The following is a 19,305-nucleotide window of genomic DNA, read 5'->3' as shown; positions in this document are numbered from 1 at the left end:
GCGTTTTGCAGCCGTAGTATCGGTGCCAACCTTACGGAGACACCGCGTTCATGTTCAGACTCAGCTCTTTATTTCTGGCCGCCGCGCTCGTGGCCGCCGCGCCGGTTCACGCGAAAGACGCCGACACCTTGCGCCTCGGCATCGACCCAGGCTATCCGCCGATGGACGTGAAGACGCCCGACGGCCACGTCGCGGGCTTCGACGTCGATCTCGGCGACGAAATCTGCCGCCGCATCGCGATGCGTTGCCAATGGGTCGAACTCGAGTTCTCGGGGATGATCCCCGCGCTGCAGGCGCGCAAGATCGACGGGATCATGTCGTCGATGGCGATCACCGACAAGCGTCTCAAGCAGATCGCGTTTTCCACCAAGCTGTTCCAGTTTCGCTCGCGTCTGATCGCGCGCAGCGGCGCGCCGCTCAAGGCGAGCGCGGAAGGGCTGCGCGGCAAGCGCGTCGGCGTGCAGAGCGGCAGCCAGTTCGAAACCTACGCGATGAAGAACTGGCAGCCCGGCGGCGTAGAAGTGGTCGCGTATCAGAGTCAGGAAGGCGTCTTCAACGACCTCGCCGCCGGCCGGATCGACGCGGCGCTGCTCGGCTCCGTCGAAGCGGAACACGGCTTTCTGAAGACCTCGCGCGGCGCCGGCTTCGCGTTCGTCGGCGAGCCGCTTTCGATGGGCGATCACGGCGTCGGCATGGGCCTGCGGCAGGACGACGCCGCGCTCAAAGCGAAGGTCGACAAGGCCGTGACCGACATGCGCGCCGACGGCACGTATCAGAAGATCGCGCGCAAGTATTTCGATTTCGACGTGTACGGCGACTGAGGATCATTCGATGCAGACACGACGCACACCGCTCGTCTCGACGACGCTCGGCACCTCGCGCGAACTCGTCAGCTTTCAGTTCGGCGACGCCGGGCGCGGCGGCGAACGGGTTTATATCCAGTCCTCGCTGCATGCCGACGAAACGCCCGCGATGCTCACCGCGTGGACCTTGAAGAAGCGCCTCGCCGATCTCGAGGCCGCAGGCCGCGTGAGCGGTGAAATCGTGCTCGTGCCGGTGGCGAATCCGATCGGTTTGTCGCAGCACGTGCTCGGACAGTTTCTCGGGCGCTTCGAGGCGAACAGCGGCCACAATTTCAATCGCGGCTTTCCGTTGCCGTGCGCCGACGCGCTGATCGAACGCATGGGCGCGCGCCTGTCATCCGACGATGCAGCGTACAACGCGCGCGTTCTGCGTGACACGCTCGTCGGGATGCTCGGCGAAATGTCCGCGAAGAACGAGTTCGAGTCGCTGCGGCTCACGCTCCTCACGATGGCGTCGCAAGCCGATATCGTGCTCGATCTGCATTGCTCGCTCGAAGCGACGATGCACGTCTATACGAGCCCCGCGAGCTGGCCCGCGATCGAGCCGCTCGCGCGCTATCTCGGCGCCAACGGCGTGCTGCTCGCGACCGATTCCGGCGGACAGTCGTTCGATGAGGTTCACGCGCTGCTGTGGAACGAGGTGCGCGCGCGCCTCGGGGATCGCGCGCCGCTCGGCGCGCCGAATATCGCGGCGACGATCGAGCATCGCGGGCAACGGGACGTGGATTACGACACGGCATCGCAGGATGCGGATGCCATCGTCGATTATCTGATCGCGCGCGGGGTGATCGAAGGCGAAGCGAACGACGCGCCGCCGCTCGCGCAACCGGCGACGCCGCTCGCGGGCAGCCAGCAGTTGACTGCGCCGGTGAGCGGGATCGTGGTGTATCGCGCGAAAGTGGGCGCGCTGTTGAAAGCAGGCGATGCAGTGTTCGATATCGTCGATCCGATCACCGATGACGTCACGACCGTCACTACGAGCAATGATGGCGTGTTTTATATGCGGCGCGCGATTCGCTTCGTGTATGCGGGGGCGCCGATGGGGCGGGTGACGGGGGAGAAGGCGGTGCGCACAGGTGTGTTGATCGGGGCGTGACGGCGCCCGTCGCAGATCGATCGTCCCGACAAGCACGCCTCTTCCGTGATGGCTAGAATGACTCCTCCCTCCCGAGGAGTCTCGCCATGCTGGACTTCGCACACCACGCCCGCACGCCCACGCTCGATATCGCCTACGCCGACTCCGGTCCCGCCGACGCTCCAATCGTCGTGCTGATCCACGGCTGGCCGGATGCGGCGCGCGCGTGGCACGCGGTCGCCAAACGGCTCAACGACGCGAACTACCGCACCATCGTGCCCGAGTTGCGCGGCGCGGGCGGCACCCGCTTTCTGCGCGATGACACCGTGCGCGACGGCTCGGGCGTCGCGCTCGCAAAAGACTGCATCGATCTCGCGGACGCGCTCGGCATCGCGCAATTCGATGTCGTCGGCCACGACTGGGGCGCGCGCGCCGCATATACGATGTCCGCATTGTTTCCGCAATGCGTGCGCCGCATGGCTGCGCTGGCGCTCGCCTATCAGCCGCGCGGCGTATTCGAATTGCCGGATTTTTCGCAGGCGCGGCGCTTCTGGTACCAATGGTTCATGTCGCTCGACGGCGGCCCCGACGCCGTCGCCGCCGATCCCAAAGGCTTCGCGCGCATGCAGTGGGACACGTGGTCGCCGCCCGGCTGGTTCGACGAGGCCGAATTCGCGGCCACGGCGCGCGCCTTCGACAACCCCGACTGGGTGCCGATCACCCTCAACGCCTACCGGCGACGCTGGCGCGGCGATCAGCCGTCCGATCCGGCGCTGGCCGATCTGTACGCCCGGCTGGCGACGATCGAGCGCATCGACGTGCCCGCGCTAATGATCCAGGGCGGCGCGGACGCCTGCGACGAGCCCTCCAGTTCGGAAGACCAGGAAAAATATTTCACGGCGGGCTATCGACGCGTCGTCATCGACGGAGCGGGGCACTTTCCCCTGCGCGAAGCGCCGGACGCCGTCGCGGACGCGGTCATCGCGCATCTGAAGTGACCGACGGATCAGGCGAGTGTCTTGCGCACCGGAAGCGGACACTCCTGACACGTTTGGCGACAATTACTGTATGCGTGTACAGTACTGTTCGCTATGGCGGCTGTGCGCTTCCGAACGGTCGAGCGGACCGCCAAGCGGCTCCGAAAGCCGCCTAACTCATTGAACCGGTTGAAAAATTGGCATCGAACAACGCAATCCGCATTCGTGGCGCTCGTCAGCATAATCTGAAGAATCTCGATCTCGACCTGCACACCGGCCAGATGACCGTCGTGACCGGCCCGTCCGGCTCCGGCAAGTCGAGCCTCGTCTTTGACACGCTCTACGCGGAAGGTCAGCGGCGCTACGTCGAGACCTTCAGCGCCTACGCGCGCCAGTTTCTCGACCGGATGGACCGCCCGCAGGTCGATCGCGTGGACGGCGTGCCGCCCGCCATCGCCATCGACCAGACGAATCCGGTGCGCAGTTCGCGTTCGACCGTCGGCACGATGACCGAGCTGAACGACCACCTGAAGCTGTTCTACGCGCGCGCCGCCGAGCTGTTCGACAAGAAGACCTCGCACCGCGTGCGCCACGACACGCCCGAAACGATCTACGCCGAGCTGCTCGAACGCACGCGCGCCGACGATCCGCGCCTCGCGGTCACGTTCCCGGTCGAATTGCCCGATACCGCCAGCGACGAGGAAGTCGAGCAATGGCTGTCCGCGAGCGGCTACACGCGCGTGCAGGCGAAGCGTCACGTGCAGACGGAAACCGGCGCACGGCAGATGCTCGATGTCGTCGCGGATCGTTTCCGCTTGCAGAACACCGAGCGCTCGCGCGCGCTGGAAGCGATCGAAAGCGCGTTGCTGCGCGGCACCGGGCGCGTGAACGTCTATGTGCTGAAGGAAGAAACCGAGCCGGAAATCTGGCGCTTCTCGACCGGCCTGCACAGCCCCGAAAGCGACTTGCGCTACGCCGACCCGCAGCCCGCGCTGTTCTCCTTCAACTCCGCCTACGGCGCGTGCGAAACGTGCCGTGGCTTCGGCCGCGTGATCGGCGTCGATTACGGCCTCGTCATCCCTGACGAAAACAAGACTCTGCGCGAAGGCGCGGTCAAGACGCTGCAGACGCCCGCATGGAAAGAAAATCAGGACGATCTGGTGCGTTACGGCGCGAAGGCGGGCATTCGTCTCGGCGTGCCCTGGAAGGATCTCACGCGAGAAGAGCGCGACTGGGTCATCAAGGGCTCGCCCGACTGGACCGGCAAGTGGCAGAACCAGTGGTACGGCGTGCAGCGCTTCTTCGACTATCTGGAGTCGAAGGCGTACAAGATGCACATCCGCGTGCTGCTGTCGAAATATCGCAGCTACACGACGTGTCCGGTGTGCGCGGGCGCGCGCCTGAAAACCGAATCGCTGCTGTGGCGTCTCGGCACGAAGGAACAGGCCGACGCGGTATTGCCGCCGTCGCAACGCTTCAAGCCGGAAGGCGTCGACTGGACACGCGCGCAGCTCGAAGCCCTGCCGGGCCTCACCGTGCACGATCTGATGCTGATGCCGATCGAGCGCATCCGCCGCTTCTTCGATTCGCTGACGCTGCCATCGACCTTGCTCGATGAAGCGCTCAAGCTGCTGCACGCGGAAGTACGCACGCGTCTGAAATATCTCTGCGATGTGGGCCTCGGCTATCTGACGCTCGATCGCCAGAGCCGCACGCTGTCCGGCGGCGAAGTGCAGCGTATCAACCTGACGACCGCGCTCGGCACATCGCTCGTCAACACACTGTTCGTGCTCGATGAACCGAGCATCGGTCTGCATCCGCGGGATCTGAACCGCATCGTCGAGGCAATGCATCGGCTGCGCGATGCGGGCAATACGCTCGTCGTCGTCGAGCACGATCCTTCGGTGATGCTCGCGGCGGATCGTCTCATCGACATGGGACCGGGTCCGGGCGAGCGCGGCGGGCAGATCGTCTACGACGGCGCGCCCGGCGATATTCAGGTCACCGATACATTGACCGGCGCGTATCTCGGCGGCCGCAAGCATGTCGCGCATGCATCGAACTGGAACCGGCGCATCGTCGATGCGAACACGCCGCGTCTCACGCTCGAAGGCGCGAGCGATCACAACTTGCAAGACGTCACGGTCGAGATTCCGCTGCAACGGCTCGTCTGCGTGACGGGCGTGTCGGGTTCGGGCAAATCGACGCTGATTCAGGACGTGCTCGCGCCCGCGCTGATGCGTCACTTCGGCAGAGCGACGGAAGCGCCCGGCGCGTTTCGCGCATTGAAGGGCGCGGAGCATTTGAGCGATGTCGTGTTCGTCGATCAGTCGCCGATCGGACGCACGGCACGCTCGAATCCGGCGAGCTACGTAGGCGCATTCGATGAAATCCGCAAGCTCTATGCGAAGGCGCCGCTCGCGTTGCAGCGCGGCTACAGCGCGAGCATGTTCAGCTTCAACTCGGGCGATGGCCGTTGCCCGACGTGCGGCGGCTCGGGCTTCGAGCACGTCGAGATGCAATTCCTGAGCGATGTCTATCTGCGCTGCCCGGACTGCGACGGACGGCGCTATCGCGCGGAAATTCTCGAAGTGAAGATCGAGCGCGGCGACCGTCAGTTGAGCGTCGCGGACGTGCTCGAACTGACCGTCAGCGAAGCCGTCGCGCTCTTTGCCGAGGACAAGGAAGTGCTGCGCGTCCTGCAACCGATCGTCGATGTCGGTCTGGAATACGTGAAGCTCGGTCAGCCGGTGCCGACGCTCTCGGGCGGCGAAGCACAGCGTCTCAAGCTCGCGGGTTTTCTGGCGGAAACCTCGCAGGCCAAGAACAGCGAACGCCGCCTCTTCATGTTCGACGAGCCGACCACGGGCCTGCACTTCGACGACATCGCCAAGCTGATGCAGGCGCTGCGGCGCTTGCTGGAGCGCGGGCATTCGCTGATCGTCATCGAACACAATCTCGACGTGATTCGCGCGGCGGACTGGATCATCGATCTCGGTCCGGAAGGCGGCGATGGCGGCGGGCAAGTGGTGTGCATCGGCACGCCGGACGATGTCGCCGCGTGCGAGCAGTCGCATACGGGCCGCGCGCTCGTCGACTACGAAGAAGCGATGGCGCCGGGCGCGGCGGAAAAGCGCGCGGGCGTGCCGCTGCAACGCGCGGCGGAAGTCGCGAGCGCGCGCCGTGCCCTGCAGGGCGAGAACGTCGTGCGTATCGTGAATGCGCGCGAGCACAACCTGAAGTCGCTCGATGTCGATATCCCGCACAACAAGTTCAACGTCGTGACGGGCGTGTCGGGTTCGGGCAAGTCGACGCTTGCGTTCGACATCCTCTTTCACGAAGGCCAGCGCCGCTACCTCGAATCGCTGAACGCGTATGCGCGCTCCATCGTGCAGCCGGCGGGCCGTCCCGAAGTCGATGCGGTCTATGGCATTCCGCCGACCGTCGCGATCGAGCAGCGCCTGTCGCGCGGCGGCCGCAAGTCGACGGTGGCGACGACATCGGAAGTCTGGCACTTCCTGCGTCTGCTGTACGTGAAGCTCGGCATCCAGCACTGCATCCACGATGGCACGCCGGTGCAGTCGCAAAGCTCGGAATCGATCGCCGCGCAAATCATGCGCGACTTCAAGGGTCAGCATGTAGGCCTGCTCGCGCCGCTCGTCGTGAATCGCAAGGGCGTCTATACCGATCTCGCGAAATGGGCGAAGGCGCGCGGCAATACGCATCTGCGCGTGGATGGCGAATTTCTGCCGGTGAGTCCGTGGCCGAAGCTCGACCGCTTCCGCGAACATACGATCGAGCTGCCGGTCGCGGACCTGGTCGTATCGGCGGATAACGAAGCCGAACTGCGCCGCCTGCTCGATGAAACGCTCGAAATCGGCAAGGGCGTGATGCATCTGTGCGCGCCGCTCGACGACCTGCATGGATCGTGGCAGGACGGCGCGCGCCGGGGCAAGGAAGAAACGCGCGTGTTCTCGACCAAGCGTGCATGTCCGGTTTGCAGCACGAGTTATCCCGAACTCGATCCGCGCATGTTCTCGTACAACAGCAAGCATGGCTGGTGCAATACGTGCGTCGGCACGGGCGTGAAGCTGACGCGCGAACAGCGCGCCGCATTCGACGATACGGTGTTTGCGCAGGACGATCGCGGCCGCGAGCAGAGCATTGGTTCGGTGGATCAGGAGCCGGACGATATCGTCGATCAGCCGTGTCCGGACTGCGAAGGCACGCGTCTGAACGATGTCGCGCGCGCGGTCACGTTCGGCGACTATCCGATCACGGAAGTGGGCCGCTGGACCGTCAGCGATACGCGCGAGTGGATTTCGAAGCTGAAGCTCAAGGGCCGCGAAGCGGATATCGCGCGTGACGTGGTCAGCGAAATCGAAGGGCGTTTGCAGTTTCTCGAAGAAGTCGGGCTGGGTTATCTGAGTCTCGATCGCGCCGCGCCGACGCTCTCCGGCGGCGAAGCGCAGCGCATTCGTCTCGCCGCGCAACTCGGCAGCAATCTGCAAGGCGTGTGTTATGTGCTCGATGAGCCGACCATCGGTTTGCATCCGCGCGACAACCTCATCCTGTTGAGCGCGCTGAAGAAGCTGAACGACAAGGGCAATACGCTGGTGGTCGTCGAGCATGACGAGGATACGATTCGCCGCGCCGATCACATCATCGATATCGGGCCGGGCGCGGGCAAGCGCGGCGGCACGGTGGTCGCGCAAGGCAACGTCACCGATCTCGCGGCGCACAAGGCGTCGCTGACGGGGCAGTATCTTGCAAACCCGATCGTGCATCCGTTGCAGCCGCGCCGTGAAGTGCGTGCAGCAACGCCGAAGCGGTCGGCCGTGCCCGAGCAGTGGCTGACGGTCGAAGGCGCGACGCTGCACAACCTGCGCAACGTGACCGCCAGCATGCCGTTGAATCGCCTCGTCGCGATCACGGGCGTATCGGGCTCAGGCAAGTCGACGCTCGCGCGCGATGTGCTGATGACCAATCTGCTCGATGCCGTCGGCCGCTCGGTGCTGTCGTCGCCTGCGGTGCGGCGTGCGCGCAAGGCGGCGCAGGCGTCGGACACGAGCAAGCCCGGGACGAAATCGCGCGCCAGCGTGCTCGCGCGCGAAGCGCCGCGTCCGAAGTTCGATGTCGCGCACGCGTGGCAGGGCTGTCGCGGCGTGACCGGCTTCGAGGCGATCGATCGCGTGCTCGAAGTCGATCAGACGCCGATCGGCAAGACGCCGCGCTCGTGTCCGGCGACGTACATCGGCATGTGGGACACCATCCGCAAGCTGTTCGCCGATACGCTCGAAGCCCGCGCGCGAGGCTACACGCCGTCGCGCTTCTCGTTCAATACCGGCGACGGGCGCTGTCCGGCGTGCGAAGGCCAGGGCGTGCGCACCATCGCGATGAGCTTCCTGCCCGACGTGAAGGTGCCGTGCGACGTGTGTCATGGCCAGCGCTTCAACCCGGAGACGCTGGCGGTGACGTGGCGCGGCAAGAACATCGGCGAAGTGCTGACGATGGAGATCGACGAAGCCGTCGAGTTCTTCTCGTCGATGCAGAGCATCGCGCATCCGTTGCAGTTGCTGTGCGATGTCGGGCTCGGTTATCTGACGCTCGGCCAGCCGTCGCCTACGCTGTCGGGCGGCGAAGCGCAGCGCATCAAGCTCGTCACCGAACTGTCGAAGGTGCGCGACGACATCACGCGCCGCGGCCAGAAGCCGCCGCACACGCTCTATGTGCTGGATGAGCCGACGGTCGGCTTGCACATGGCGGACGTCGCGAAGCTGATTCGCGTGCTGCATCGGCTGGTGGATGGCGGGCATAGCGTGATCGTCATCGAACACGATCTCGATGTGATCGCCGAAGCCGACTGGGTGCTCGATCTCGGACCGGAAGGCGGCGTGAACGGCGGCACGATCGTCGCGGCGGCGGACCCGGACACGCTCGCGACGCATCCGCGCAGCCACACGGGCGCGGCGCTGCGGCCGGTGCTTGCGCGCACGCGGGAGGCCGAAAATGCTGCGTGATCTCGATACGCTGATCGCATCGATGCAGCCGGAGTTGCAGCCGGGCGTGTATGTGTTCGCGTCGCTGCCGCACGATGCGGCGATGAGCGGCGCGGGCATCGTCGCGACGTTTCGCGAGCGCGAGGGCTTGACGGTCGTGATGGAGGAAAGCGCGGCGCAGGCGGCGGGCGTCGCGCCGCTGTTTCGCGCGGCGTGGATCACGCTGACCGTTCATTCCGATCTGCACGCGGTCGGTTTGACGGCGGCGTTCGCGCGTGCGCTCGGCGACGCCAACATCAGTTGCAACGTGATTGCGGCGGCGTATCACGATCACATCTTCGTTCCTGTCGATGATGGCGAGCGCGCCGTCGACGTTCTTCAGGATTTGCAACGCGCTGCTGGTAAGCTTTCGGCCTCTCCAAAACCATGAAATCGACATAGATGGAAACGCAGGACAAAGCCGTCGCGCTCAAAAGAATGAAATGGTTCGCCGCTGCATTGCTCGTCGCGGCGGGTTGCCTGTTCGCGCTCGCGAAAAGCCAGCACGATGCGGGCGTGTGGGCGTGGGTGTCGTCGTTCGCGGAAGCCGCGATGGTCGGCGCGCTCGCGGACTGGTTTGCGGTCGTCGCGCTGTTTCGCCATCCGCTCGGCGTGCCGATTCCGCACACGGCGATCCTGCCCGCCAACAAGGCGCGCGTCGCGGACAATCTCGCCGTGTTCGTGCGCGACCGTTTTCTCGGCACCGATGCGCTGGTCGCGCGCGTGAACGCGTTCGATCCGGCGAGCCGTCTGTCGATGTGGCTCGCGGAGCCGAAGAACGCGGAACTGCTCGGCAAGAAGGCGGTGACGGCCGTGGGCCAGTTGCTGTCTTTCGTCGACGACGAGCGCGTGAAGACCATGCTCTACGACACGCTGCGTCGCCGCGCGGCGTCGTTCGATCTCGCGAGCGCGGCGGGCAGCGTGCTGTCGACGCTGACGTCGGACCGGCGTCATCAGTTGCTGCTCGACGAAGGCCTGAAGCAGATGGCCGCCTGGCTCGACAAGCCCGAGGTGCAGGAGATGCTTGCGGGGCGCATCGTCGCGGTGGCGGGCGAGGAGTATCCGAAGCTCATCGGCATGCTGGGTTTCGTCGGGCTGAACGCCGAGGATCTCGGCAACAAGTTTGCCGCCGGGCTCGTGCGCGGCGCGAATCAATGGCTGCACGACGTGAGCAGCGATCCGGAGCACGAGCGTCGGCGTGCGTTCGATGCTGCGGTGGAAAGGTTCGTCGAGCGGCTGAAGACGGATGAGACCTTCAAGGCGCGAATCGACGAGCACAAGCGCGAATGGCTCGAGCGGCCGGAGTTGCGCGACTATGTGAACGGGCTCTGGGACGAGTTCATCGCGTGGCTCGATGCGGATATCAGGCGGCCGGAGTCGGCGCTGCATACGAAGGTCGTGGGGATGGCGGCAAGCTTTGCCGCAGCGCTCGGGAATGATCCGGCGTTGCGTGATTCGATCAACGAGCATATGCGCGATGCGTTGAAGGCGCTTGCGCCGGAGTTGCGCGATGGCATCGCTAAGCATATCGCGGCTACGGTCAAGCAGTGGGATGACGCTACGCTCGTGCGGGATGTCGAGCTCAATATCGGGCGGGATTTGCAGTTTATTCGCGTGAATGGGACGCTTGTTGGGGGGGCTGTCGGGATTCTCATTCATGCCGTGACGGTTTGGGTGGGGTGAGGGTGTTGTCGCCGGATCCCGTATTCGTGTTGGTTTATTGGCGTTGCCCCTGTGCGGGGCGGCAGTCACTTTCTTTGCTGCTGCAAAGAAAGTAACCAAAGAAAGCAGCCTGATACGCCCGCGGTCACACGCAATTTGGGTATCCTTCTCCTCGCTCGTGGCGTCTGTAGCGAGTGCCCTCGTAGGCCACCTCGGGCTTGGACCGCGCACGGTCTGTCACATCGCACCACATAACACGCTGGTTCAGCACGAAATGGCTCCGGCCCGCTTCGCGGCCGATGGGTCCATCGGGTCTGCGTGGGCTTCTGCGTTTCTCTTTGCTCTTTGCTCTTTTCTCGTTGGTTTCCCTTGCATACCCTTCGGCAGCGCGTAGCGCTGTGCCGGATGTATGATTGCTGGACCTTTGTGTTCAGGGAACTAGCTCGTCAGACCGTGCGCGGTCCACGCCCGGTCAGGCCTACGAGGGCACTCGCTACTGACCCCACGAACGATGAGAATAGTGGCCAAATTGCGTGTGACCGCGGGCGTGTGGAGCTGCTTTCTTTGGTTACTTTCTTTGCAGCAGCAAAGAAAGTGACTGCCGCCCCGCACAGGGGCAGTGCTAATAGACCGACACGATCACGGGATCCAGCGACAAACCCAAGAGCAGCGTCACGACAAAGCGCAAAACAAAACCAATGCCCAACGCCAACACCGCCCTGATCGAACGCTTCTACACAGCGTTCCAGAACCGCGATGCGGAAGCGATGTCCGCCTGCTACGCCCCCGACATCCACTTCCAGGACCCCGCCTTCGGCGTACTGCGCGGCGCGGAAGCGGGCGACATGTGGCGCATGCTCCTCGGCCGCGCGACCGACTTCACGCTCACCTACGACAGCATCGACTCCATCGGTCAGACCGCGAGCGCGAAAGCCATCGCGTGCTATACCTATTCCGCCACGGGCAACACCGTCGTCAACGCAATCCAGTCGCGTTTCGCGATCCGCGACGGCCTGATTGTCGAACAAACCGATGTCTTCGATCTCTGGCGATGGAGCCGTCAGGCGCTCGGCGTGAGCGGCTGGCTGTTCGGCTGGACGCCGCAGATGCAGCGCGCGATCCAGAAAAAGGCCCGCACGGCGCTCAAGGCATATCGCCAGAAGGCGTCGACGCCATGACCCGGATCGACCGCCCCGACGAAAGCAATATCGAAGACGAATGGCTCGAAGCCGATGCCAACGGCGGTTTCGCTTCCGGCACCGTCGGAACGACGCGCACGCGGCGTTATCACGCGCTCCTGCTCGCCGCGACGCAACCGCCCGCCGGACGCGTCGTGCTCGTGAACGGCATCGAAGCGTGGCTCGACGTGAACGGCACGCGCTTTCCCCTGACGATGCAGCGCTACGCTCCCGACGTGCTCTACCCGGACGCATCCGCAAGCCTGCTTTCCTTCGACACCGAACCGTGGCCGACGTGGCGCTTTCGCATCGGCGAGGATGCGACCGTCGTCGCGGAGGTGTTCGTCGCGAAAGAGGACCGGGAGACCGTGCTGCGCTGGCACCTCGAAGGCGCACCGAAAGCGGCGAAACTCGAAGTGCGTCCGCTCCTGTCAGGACGCGACTATCACGCGCTGCATCACGAGAATCCCGCGTTTTCCTTCGATGCCACGCTCGAAGGCGAACGCGTGCAATGGCAAACCTACGGCGATCTGCCCGCCATCTGCGCGACGTCGAACGGCGCCTACGAGCACGCGCCCGACTGGTATCGCAACTTCTGCTATGCGCGCGAACGCGAGCGCGGCCTCGATTTCGTCGAAGACCTCGCGACGCCCGGCGTCTTCAGCTTCGACCTCGCGCGCGGCGACGCCGTGATGATCCTGCACGCGCACGCCGGTCACGACAAACCGTTCGAAGACAGCGCACTCGCACATGCAGCACGGCTGGCGGCGCGGGAAACGGAGCGCCGCGCGGCGCTGGGTTCGCGGCTCGCGCGCTCGGCGGACGCGTATGTCGTCAACCGCAACGTCGGGCGCACGATCATCGCGGGCTTTCCGTGGTTCACCGACTGGGGCCGCGACACCTTCATCTCGATGCGCGGTCTGCTGCTCGCATCGGGACGCCATCAGGAAGCGGAATCGATCCTGCTCGAATGGGCCGACACGATCTCCGAAGGCATGGTGCCGAACCGCTTCCCGGACGGCGGCGGGCTGCCCGAGTACAACTCGGTCGATGCCTCGCTGTGGTTCGTCGTCGCCGTGCACGAGTATCTGGCGACGGGCCACGCGCACGCCGCGACCACGAGCCGCCTGCAACGCGCCGCCGACGCCATTCTCGAAGGCTATGCGCGCGGCACGCGCTTCAACATCGCCGCCGATACCGACGGCCTGCTGCGTGCGGGCACGCCCGGCGTGCAACTGACGTGGATGGACGCGAAGGCGGGCGACTGGGTCGTGACACCGCGCATCGGCAAGCCGGTCGAGGTGCAGGCGCTGTGGATCAACGCGCTCTCCATCGCGAGCATGTGGAATCCGCACTGGCAGGCGTTGCGCGATCAGGCGCAGGGCGCGTTCGCCGCGCGCTTCGTCGATCCGGACACGCACACGCTGTTCGATGTCGTCGACGCCGATCACGAGTCCGGCAAGGTCGATCGCTCGATTCGTCCGAATCAGATCTTCGCGGTCGGCGGTTTGCCGTTTCCGCTCGTCGATGGCGATATCGCGCGCGCCGTCGTCGCGCAGGTCGAAACGCAACTGCTCACGCCGCTCGGATTGCGCACGCTCGCGCCGTCCGATCCGGCGTACAAGGCGCGCTACGCGGGCGGCGTGCTGGAACGCGACGGCGCGTATCACGAAGGCACCGTGTGGCCGTGGCTGATCGGGCCGTTCGTCGAGGCATGGGTGCGCGTGCACGGCGCGGCGGGCGCGCGCGAGCGCTTTCTCGCGCCGCTGTACGCGCATCTCGATCACTACGGCCTCGATCACGTCAGCGAAGTCGCCGATGGCGACGCGCCGCACACGCCCGGCGGCACGCCATTCCAGGCGTGGTCGCTGGCGGAGTTGCTGCGTATCGAGAAGCTGCTCGATGCCGGCTGAAACGCGCTAAATTACCAGTCTTGCCTGCTGTGTTGCCTTCGCAAACGAGGAGACGTCCATGCCGAAATCGCGCCCCGTCAATCAGCTCGACACCGTCGAGGGCTCGCGGCTCCATTCGCAGGACTGCTCGCGCTGGCAGCGCTGGGGCCCGTATCTGAGCGAGCGCCAATGGGGCACGGTCCGCGAGGACTACAGCGAATTCGGCACCGCGTGGGAATACTTCCCGCACGATCACGCGCGCAGCCGCGCGTATCGCTGGGGCGAGGACGGGCTCGCGGGCTTCGGCGACGACAAACTCAACTGGTGCATCTCGCTCGCGCTCTGGAACGGCTGTGATCCGATCCTCAAGGAGCGGCTCTTCGGTCTGACAAACGAAGAGGGCAACCACGGCGAGGACGTGAAGGAACTGTACTTCTACCTCGACGGCACGCCGACGCATTCCTACATGCGTATGCTCTACAAGTATCCGCATGCGGCGTTTCCCTACGCCGATCTCGTCGATGAAAACGCGCGGCGCGGCGCCGACATGCCCGAGTACGAAGTGCTCGACACCGGCGTGTTCGACGACGAGCGCTACTTCGACGTGCAGGTCGAATACGCGAAGCACACGGCCGACGACATCCTGATGCGCGTGACGATCGAGAATCGCGGCGACGTCTCCGCGGCGCTCGATGTGCTGCCGCAGATCTGGGCGCGCAATACGTGGTCATGGAAAGAGACGCCCGTGAAGCCGTCGCTGAAAGTGGAGACGGTGCAGGGCGAGGGAACCTATGTGCTCGCGCAACAGGGCAATCACGAACCGATGGTCGTCACCGCATGGTCGCCTGATGCTCAGGATTTCGAATGGCTTTTCTGCGAAAACGAGACCAACGTCAAACGTCTGTTTCATATGGAAGGCGAAGGGCCGTTCAAGGACGGCTTCAATGATTACATCCTGAACGGCAACACGGACGCGATCCGCCGCGATACGGGCACGCGCGCGGCGGCGCATGTGCATCTGGAACTTGCGCCGCACGGCAAGGCGGTGGTGTATCTGCGCTGGCGGCCCGAATCCGCGCCTGACGCCGTGCCGCTCGATGTCGACGGTCTCTTCGCGCGCCGTCTCGCGGAAGCGGACGAGTTCTACGGCGCGCTGCAACACGACATCGTCGATGCCGATCAGCGGCTCGTGCAGCGCCAGGCGCTCGCGGGCATGCTGTGGTCGAAGCAGTTCTATCAGTTCGACGTGACGCGCTGGCTCGACGGCGACCCGCTCCAGCCGAAGCCGCCGAAACAGCGGCGCTTCGGGCGCAACGTGGACTGGCGGCATCTGTGCAACGCGGACATCGTGTCGATGCCGGACAAGTGGGAATATCCGTGGTACGCGTCGTGGGATCTCGCGTTTCACGCGGCGGCGTTCGCGCTGATCGATCCGGAGTTCGCGAAGCGTCAGTTATTGCTGCTCGTGAAGGACCGCTATCAGCATCCGAACGGCCAGTTGCCCGCCTACGAATGGGCCTTCAGCGATGCCAACCCGCCCGTGCACGCGTGGGCGACATGGCGCGTCTACGAAATCGATCGCGCGATCACGGGCAAGGGCGATCGCGATTTTCTGGAACTGGTGTTCCACAAACTGCTTCTGAACTTCTCGTGGTGGGTCAACCGCAAGGACGCCGACGGCAAGAACATCTTTCAGGGCGGCTTTCTCGGGCTGGACAACGTGGGCATCTTCGATCGTTCGTCGCCGCTGCCCACGGGCGGCCACATCGATCAGGCCGACGGCACCGCGTGGATGGCCGCGTACGCGCTCGACCTGATGCGTATCGCGCTGGAGCTGGCGTACGCGAACAAGGTATTCGTCGATATCGCGGTGAAGTTCTTCGAGCACTTCCTGTATATCGCCGAGGCGGTGAGCTGCGAGGACAACTGCGATACCGGTCTCTGGGACAGCGAGGACGAATTCTTCTACGACAAGCTGCGTCTGCCGGACGGCTCCAACATCCCGATGCGAATTCGCTCGATCGTCGGGCTGATTCCGCTATTTGCCGTGCACGTGCTGGAGCCGAAGGTGTATCGCTCGTTGCCTGAATTGCGCGAGCGCCTGCACTGGTTCCTGGAACATCGCACCGATCTCGCGCGGCTCGTGTCGCGCTGGAATGTCGCGGGGCAAGGCAACAGCGTGCTGCTGTCGCTGTTGCGTGGACACCGGATGAAGGCGCTCCTCGCGCGCATGCTCGACGAAACCGAGTTCCTCTCCGACCACGGCGTGCGCGCGCTCTCGCGCGTGCATCTGGACAACCCGTTCGTCTTCTATCACAACAGCGAGAGCTTCAGCATCCGCTACCTTCCGGCGGAATCGGACTCGCGCGTGTTCGGCGGCAATTCGAACTGGCGCGGGCCGGTGTGGATGCCGGTGAATTATCTGCTGATCGAATCGATCCGCGAGTTTCATCGCTATTACGGCGACGATTTTCGCGTCGAATATCCGACCGGCTCGGGGCAGAAGTTCTCGCTCGCCCAGATCGCCGACGAACTCGCGCGCCGCGTCACCACGCTCTTTCTGCTCGATAAAAACGGCGAACGCCCGGTGATGGGCGCTTACCCGCTGCTTCAGGCCGATCCGCGCTCGCGCGATCTCGTGCTCTTTCACGAATACTTCCACGGCGACAACGGGCGCGGCGTGGGCGCATCGCATCAGACGGGCTGGAGCGGACTGGTCGCGCTGCTGTTGCATCCGCATGCGACGGGACCGTCCGGCGTCGTCCCGCTCGCGGGCGAAGCCGATGCCGATATTCAGGAGTTCGCCGGAGCGAAATGAGGTCTCGCGCCGCAAGCGTTTTTTGGTGCTTCGCAAAAGTCAACCGCGAAGCACCGAAACATGTTGTTCGGAATTATCTGGTATTGCTGGGCGCTCCAACTGCGTAAATTTTGTGATGGGCACAAATCGATAACAGTTTGGATAACGGAATGATTTACTCCATCGGCGCCTATTCGTTGAGCGGCTATCAACTGGGCATGGGAGCCTGCCGCACTACCCATATCGAGTACGAGGACTGTCCGCCGCTTACCCTCGTCATGCTGGTGTTCGCCGCCGCCATGCTGGGCGGCGCGTGGTTCAGCAGCCAGTTCGACAGCTTCGCCGCCGGATGGATCGCATGGGTTGCGATTCTCGCCATGCTGGGCGCATTCATCGATCGCCGGTTCAGTGGCGCGGCTGCGCTCGAACGTCGCATTCGTCAGCGCGAGAAGGCGCGCCTTTACGCGCTCTGCAACATGTCCGCGATGACTGACTTCAGGCAGCAATGGCCTGACTGGAGGACGTCAACAACACGGGAATGGACTTCGACGTCGGCGTACCGGCGCCATCCGCAACCGATGACAACGGCACGAGCGGGTTGGTTTCCGGGTAATACGCACCGAGGCAGCCTCGCGGAATGTCGTATTCGACGAGTTTGAAACCGTCCACGCGGCGCTCCACGCCGTCGTCCCACACGCTCGTGATATCCACGAGCTCACCCGGCTCGAAGCCGAGCATGTCGATATCTTCGCGGTTGGCGAACAGCACGTGCCGCTGTCCGTACACACCGCGATACCGATCGTCGAGGCCGTAGATCGTCGTGTTGTATTGATCATGCGAGCGCGTCGTCATGAGCGTCATCAGGCGCTCGCCGTGAAGCGCGCGGGCGCGGTGGATCGGCGTATCGAACGCGATCTCGTGCACGATGAATTGCGCCTTGCCGCTCGGCGTCTTCCAGACGCGATCTCGCGAAGCCACGCCGAGATGAAAGCCGCCCGGCTGCTTCAGGCGCTCGTTATACCGTTCGAAGCCCTCGATCACTTTTTCGATGCCATCGCGGATCAACGCGTAGTCGGCCGCATGCGCGAGCCAGTCGACCTTCGATGAACCGAGCGTCGCACGCGCCATGCGCGCGACGATCGCCACTTCGGAAAGCAGATTCTGCGAGGCTGGCTTGTTCATGCCGTACGAGATGTGCACCATGCTCATCGAATCCTCGACGCTCACGCCTTGCGGCACGCCGTTCTGCAAGTCGATTTCCGTGCGGCCGAGCGTCGGCAGAATGAGCGCGTCGCGGCCATGCACGAGATGGCTGCGGTTGAGCTTGGTCGTGATGTGCACGGTGAGATCGCACGAGCGCATCGCTTCCCAGGTGCGCGGCGTGTCGGGCGTCGCGATCGAAAAATTGCCGCCCAGTCCGATGAACACCTTCACCTTGCCTTCGAGCATCGCGTGAATGGTTTCGACGACGTCGTGGCCGTGCTCGCGCGGCGGCTCGAAATCGTACGCGGCGCCGAGCTTGTCGAGAAATTCCTGAGTCGGCTTTTCCTCGATGCCCACCGTGCGGTCACCCTGCACGTTCGAATGGCCGCGCACCGGGCACAGACCCGCGCCGCGCCGGCCGATATTGCCGCGCATCATCATCAGGTTCGAGAGAATCTGAATGGTCGGCACGGAGTTCTTGTGCTGCGTGAGGCCCATGCCCCATGTCGCGATGACGGCGCGGCCTTTCGCGTAGATATCGGCGAGATTGAGCAGTTCGTCCATGTCCACGCCCGATTCCGCGATGATCGCGTCCCAGCTTTCGGCGCGCAGGTCATCGGCGAAGGCGTCGAAACCGACCGTATGCTCCGCGATGAAATCGGCATCGATCACGCGTTCGGCGCCGTTCGCGCGGGCTTCGTCGTCCAGTTCGATCACGCGCTTCGCGACGCCCTTGATGAGCGCGAAGTCGCCGCCCACTTTCGGGCGGACGAACACCGAGCTGATTTTCACGCCCTTCGGCGAGAGCATGTCGAGCGTGTGTTGCGGGCTCGCGAAGCGTTCGAGGCCGCGCTCCTTTAGCGGATTGATCGACACGATGGTCGCGCCGCGCTTCGCGCAGTCACGCAGTTCGCCGAGCATGCGCGGATGGTTCGTCGCCGGGTTCTGGCCGAACAGCAGCAGCGTGTCGGCGTGCTCGAAGTCGTCGAGCGTGACCGTGCCCTTGCCGATGCCGACCGTATGCGGCAAGCCGCGGCTCGTCGCTTCGTGGCACATGTTCGAGCAGTCGGGGAAGTTGTTGGTGCCGTACATACGCACGAACAACTGATACAGAAACGCGGCTTCGTTGCTCGCGCGGCCGGAAGTGTAGAAGGCGGCGCGGTCCGGATCGTCGAGTTTCTTCAGGTGCGACGCGATCAGTTCGAACGCATCGTTCCATTCGATCGGCACGTAGCGGTCGCGCTTCGCATCGTAGACGAGCGGATCGGTGAGACGCCCGTGCTGCTCCAGTTCGTAATCCGTTTGCGCCATCAGCGACGACACCGTGTTCGCCTCGAAGAACGCGGGCGTTACGCGCTTGCTCGTCGCTTCGGCGGCGACGGCCTTCACGCCGTTCTCGCAGAACTCGAAGGTCGAGGCGTGCTCGCGGTCCGGCCACGCGCAGCCGGGGCAATCGAAGCCATTGGGCTGATTCTGCTTGAAGAGTGTCCGGTAGTTCCCGCCGGCCACTCGTTCCTTGACGAGATTGATGGCGACCTGCTTCAGCGCGCCCCAGCCAGCGGCGGGATGTGTGTACGGTTCGATGCGGGCTTCGGGCTTCGTCATGGCGTTTGGTCGAGG

Annotated in this window: 11 protein-coding genes; 9 read left to right on the top strand and 2 right to left on the bottom strand. The window is 64.4% G+C overall.

Translation table 11 applies throughout. The features are described 5' to 3' along the window. The first annotated feature begins 50 nt into the window (after positions 1-50). The 9 genes from BTHE68_RS18335 (at position 51) to BTHE68_RS18295 (ending at position 16,503) form a co-directional block, all read left to right on the top strand. Complete coding sequence (locus tag BTHE68_RS18335) at positions 51-821, top strand: transporter substrate-binding domain-containing protein (protein WP_162067697.1); 771 nt, start codon at positions 51-53, stop codon at positions 819-821. 10 nt (positions 822-831) lie between these two features. After that, positions 832-1,959 carry a succinylglutamate desuccinylase/aspartoacylase family protein gene (locus tag BTHE68_RS18330; protein WP_162067696.1) on the top strand — a complete coding sequence of 376 codons (1,128 nt, stop codon included), beginning with the start codon at positions 832-834 and terminating at the stop codon, positions 1,957-1,959. Between the two features lie 86 nt (positions 1,960-2,045). Continuing rightward, a complete protein-coding gene (locus BTHE68_RS18325; protein WP_162067695.1) occupies positions 2,046-2,936 on the top strand; it encodes an alpha/beta fold hydrolase in 891 nt (296 codons plus the stop codon). A 176-nt stretch (positions 2,937-3,112) separates the two neighbouring features. Beyond that, positions 3,113-8,935 carry an excinuclease ABC subunit UvrA gene (uvrA, locus tag BTHE68_RS18320; protein WP_162067694.1) on the top strand — a complete coding sequence of 1,941 codons (5,823 nt, stop codon included), beginning with the start codon at positions 3,113-3,115 and terminating at the stop codon, positions 8,933-8,935. Then, a complete protein-coding gene (locus BTHE68_RS18315; RefSeq protein ID WP_162067693.1) occupies positions 8,925-9,344 on the top strand; it encodes an ACT domain-containing protein in 420 nt (139 codons plus the stop codon). Before uvrA ends, BTHE68_RS18315 begins: the two co-directional genes overlap by 11 nt. 11 nt (positions 9,345-9,355) lie before the next feature. Continuing rightward, a complete protein-coding gene (locus tag BTHE68_RS18310; protein WP_162067692.1) occupies positions 9,356-10,636 on the top strand; it encodes a DUF445 domain-containing protein in 1,281 nt (426 codons plus the stop codon). Between the two features lie 677 nt (positions 10,637-11,313). Further along, complete coding sequence (locus BTHE68_RS18305; protein ID WP_162067691.1) at positions 11,314-11,793, top strand: nuclear transport factor 2 family protein; 480 nt, start codon at positions 11,314-11,316, stop codon at positions 11,791-11,793. After that, the gene (locus BTHE68_RS18300) at positions 11,790-13,706 is read left to right on the top strand and encodes an amylo-alpha-1,6-glucosidase (protein WP_162067690.1); all 1,917 of its coding nucleotides are present in this window, start codon (positions 11,790-11,792) and stop codon (positions 13,704-13,706) included. Before BTHE68_RS18305 ends, BTHE68_RS18300 begins: the two co-directional genes overlap by 4 nt. Positions 13,707-13,764: 58 nt before the next feature. Beyond that, complete coding sequence (locus BTHE68_RS18295; RefSeq protein WP_162067689.1) at positions 13,765-16,503, top strand: MGH1-like glycoside hydrolase domain-containing protein; 2,739 nt, start codon at positions 13,765-13,767, stop codon at positions 16,501-16,503. Positions 16,504-16,690: 187 nt separating this feature from the next. On the opposite strand, the gene BTHE68_RS18290 is transcribed toward BTHE68_RS18295, so the two are convergent. Both BTHE68_RS18290 and BTHE68_RS18285 read right to left on the bottom strand, forming a co-directional pair. Continuing rightward, a complete protein-coding gene (locus BTHE68_RS18290; protein WP_162067688.1) occupies positions 16,691-16,861 on the bottom strand; it encodes a hypothetical protein in 171 nt (56 codons plus the stop codon). Between the two features lie 116 nt (positions 16,862-16,977). Continuing rightward, entirely contained in the window at positions 16,978-19,290 is a 2,313-nt protein-coding gene (locus tag BTHE68_RS18285; protein ID WP_162067687.1) for an FdhF/YdeP family oxidoreductase, read from the bottom strand. Positions 19,291-19,305 lie beyond the last annotated feature (15 nt).

Origin of the sequence: Burkholderia sp. THE68 (assembly GCF_009938265.1) — a bacterium.
Classification (GTDB): Bacteria; Pseudomonadota; Gammaproteobacteria; order Burkholderiales; family Burkholderiaceae; genus Caballeronia.
The sequence above is the reverse complement of the archived record's forward strand: the minus strand, read 5'-3'. Positions and strand labels throughout refer to the sequence as shown.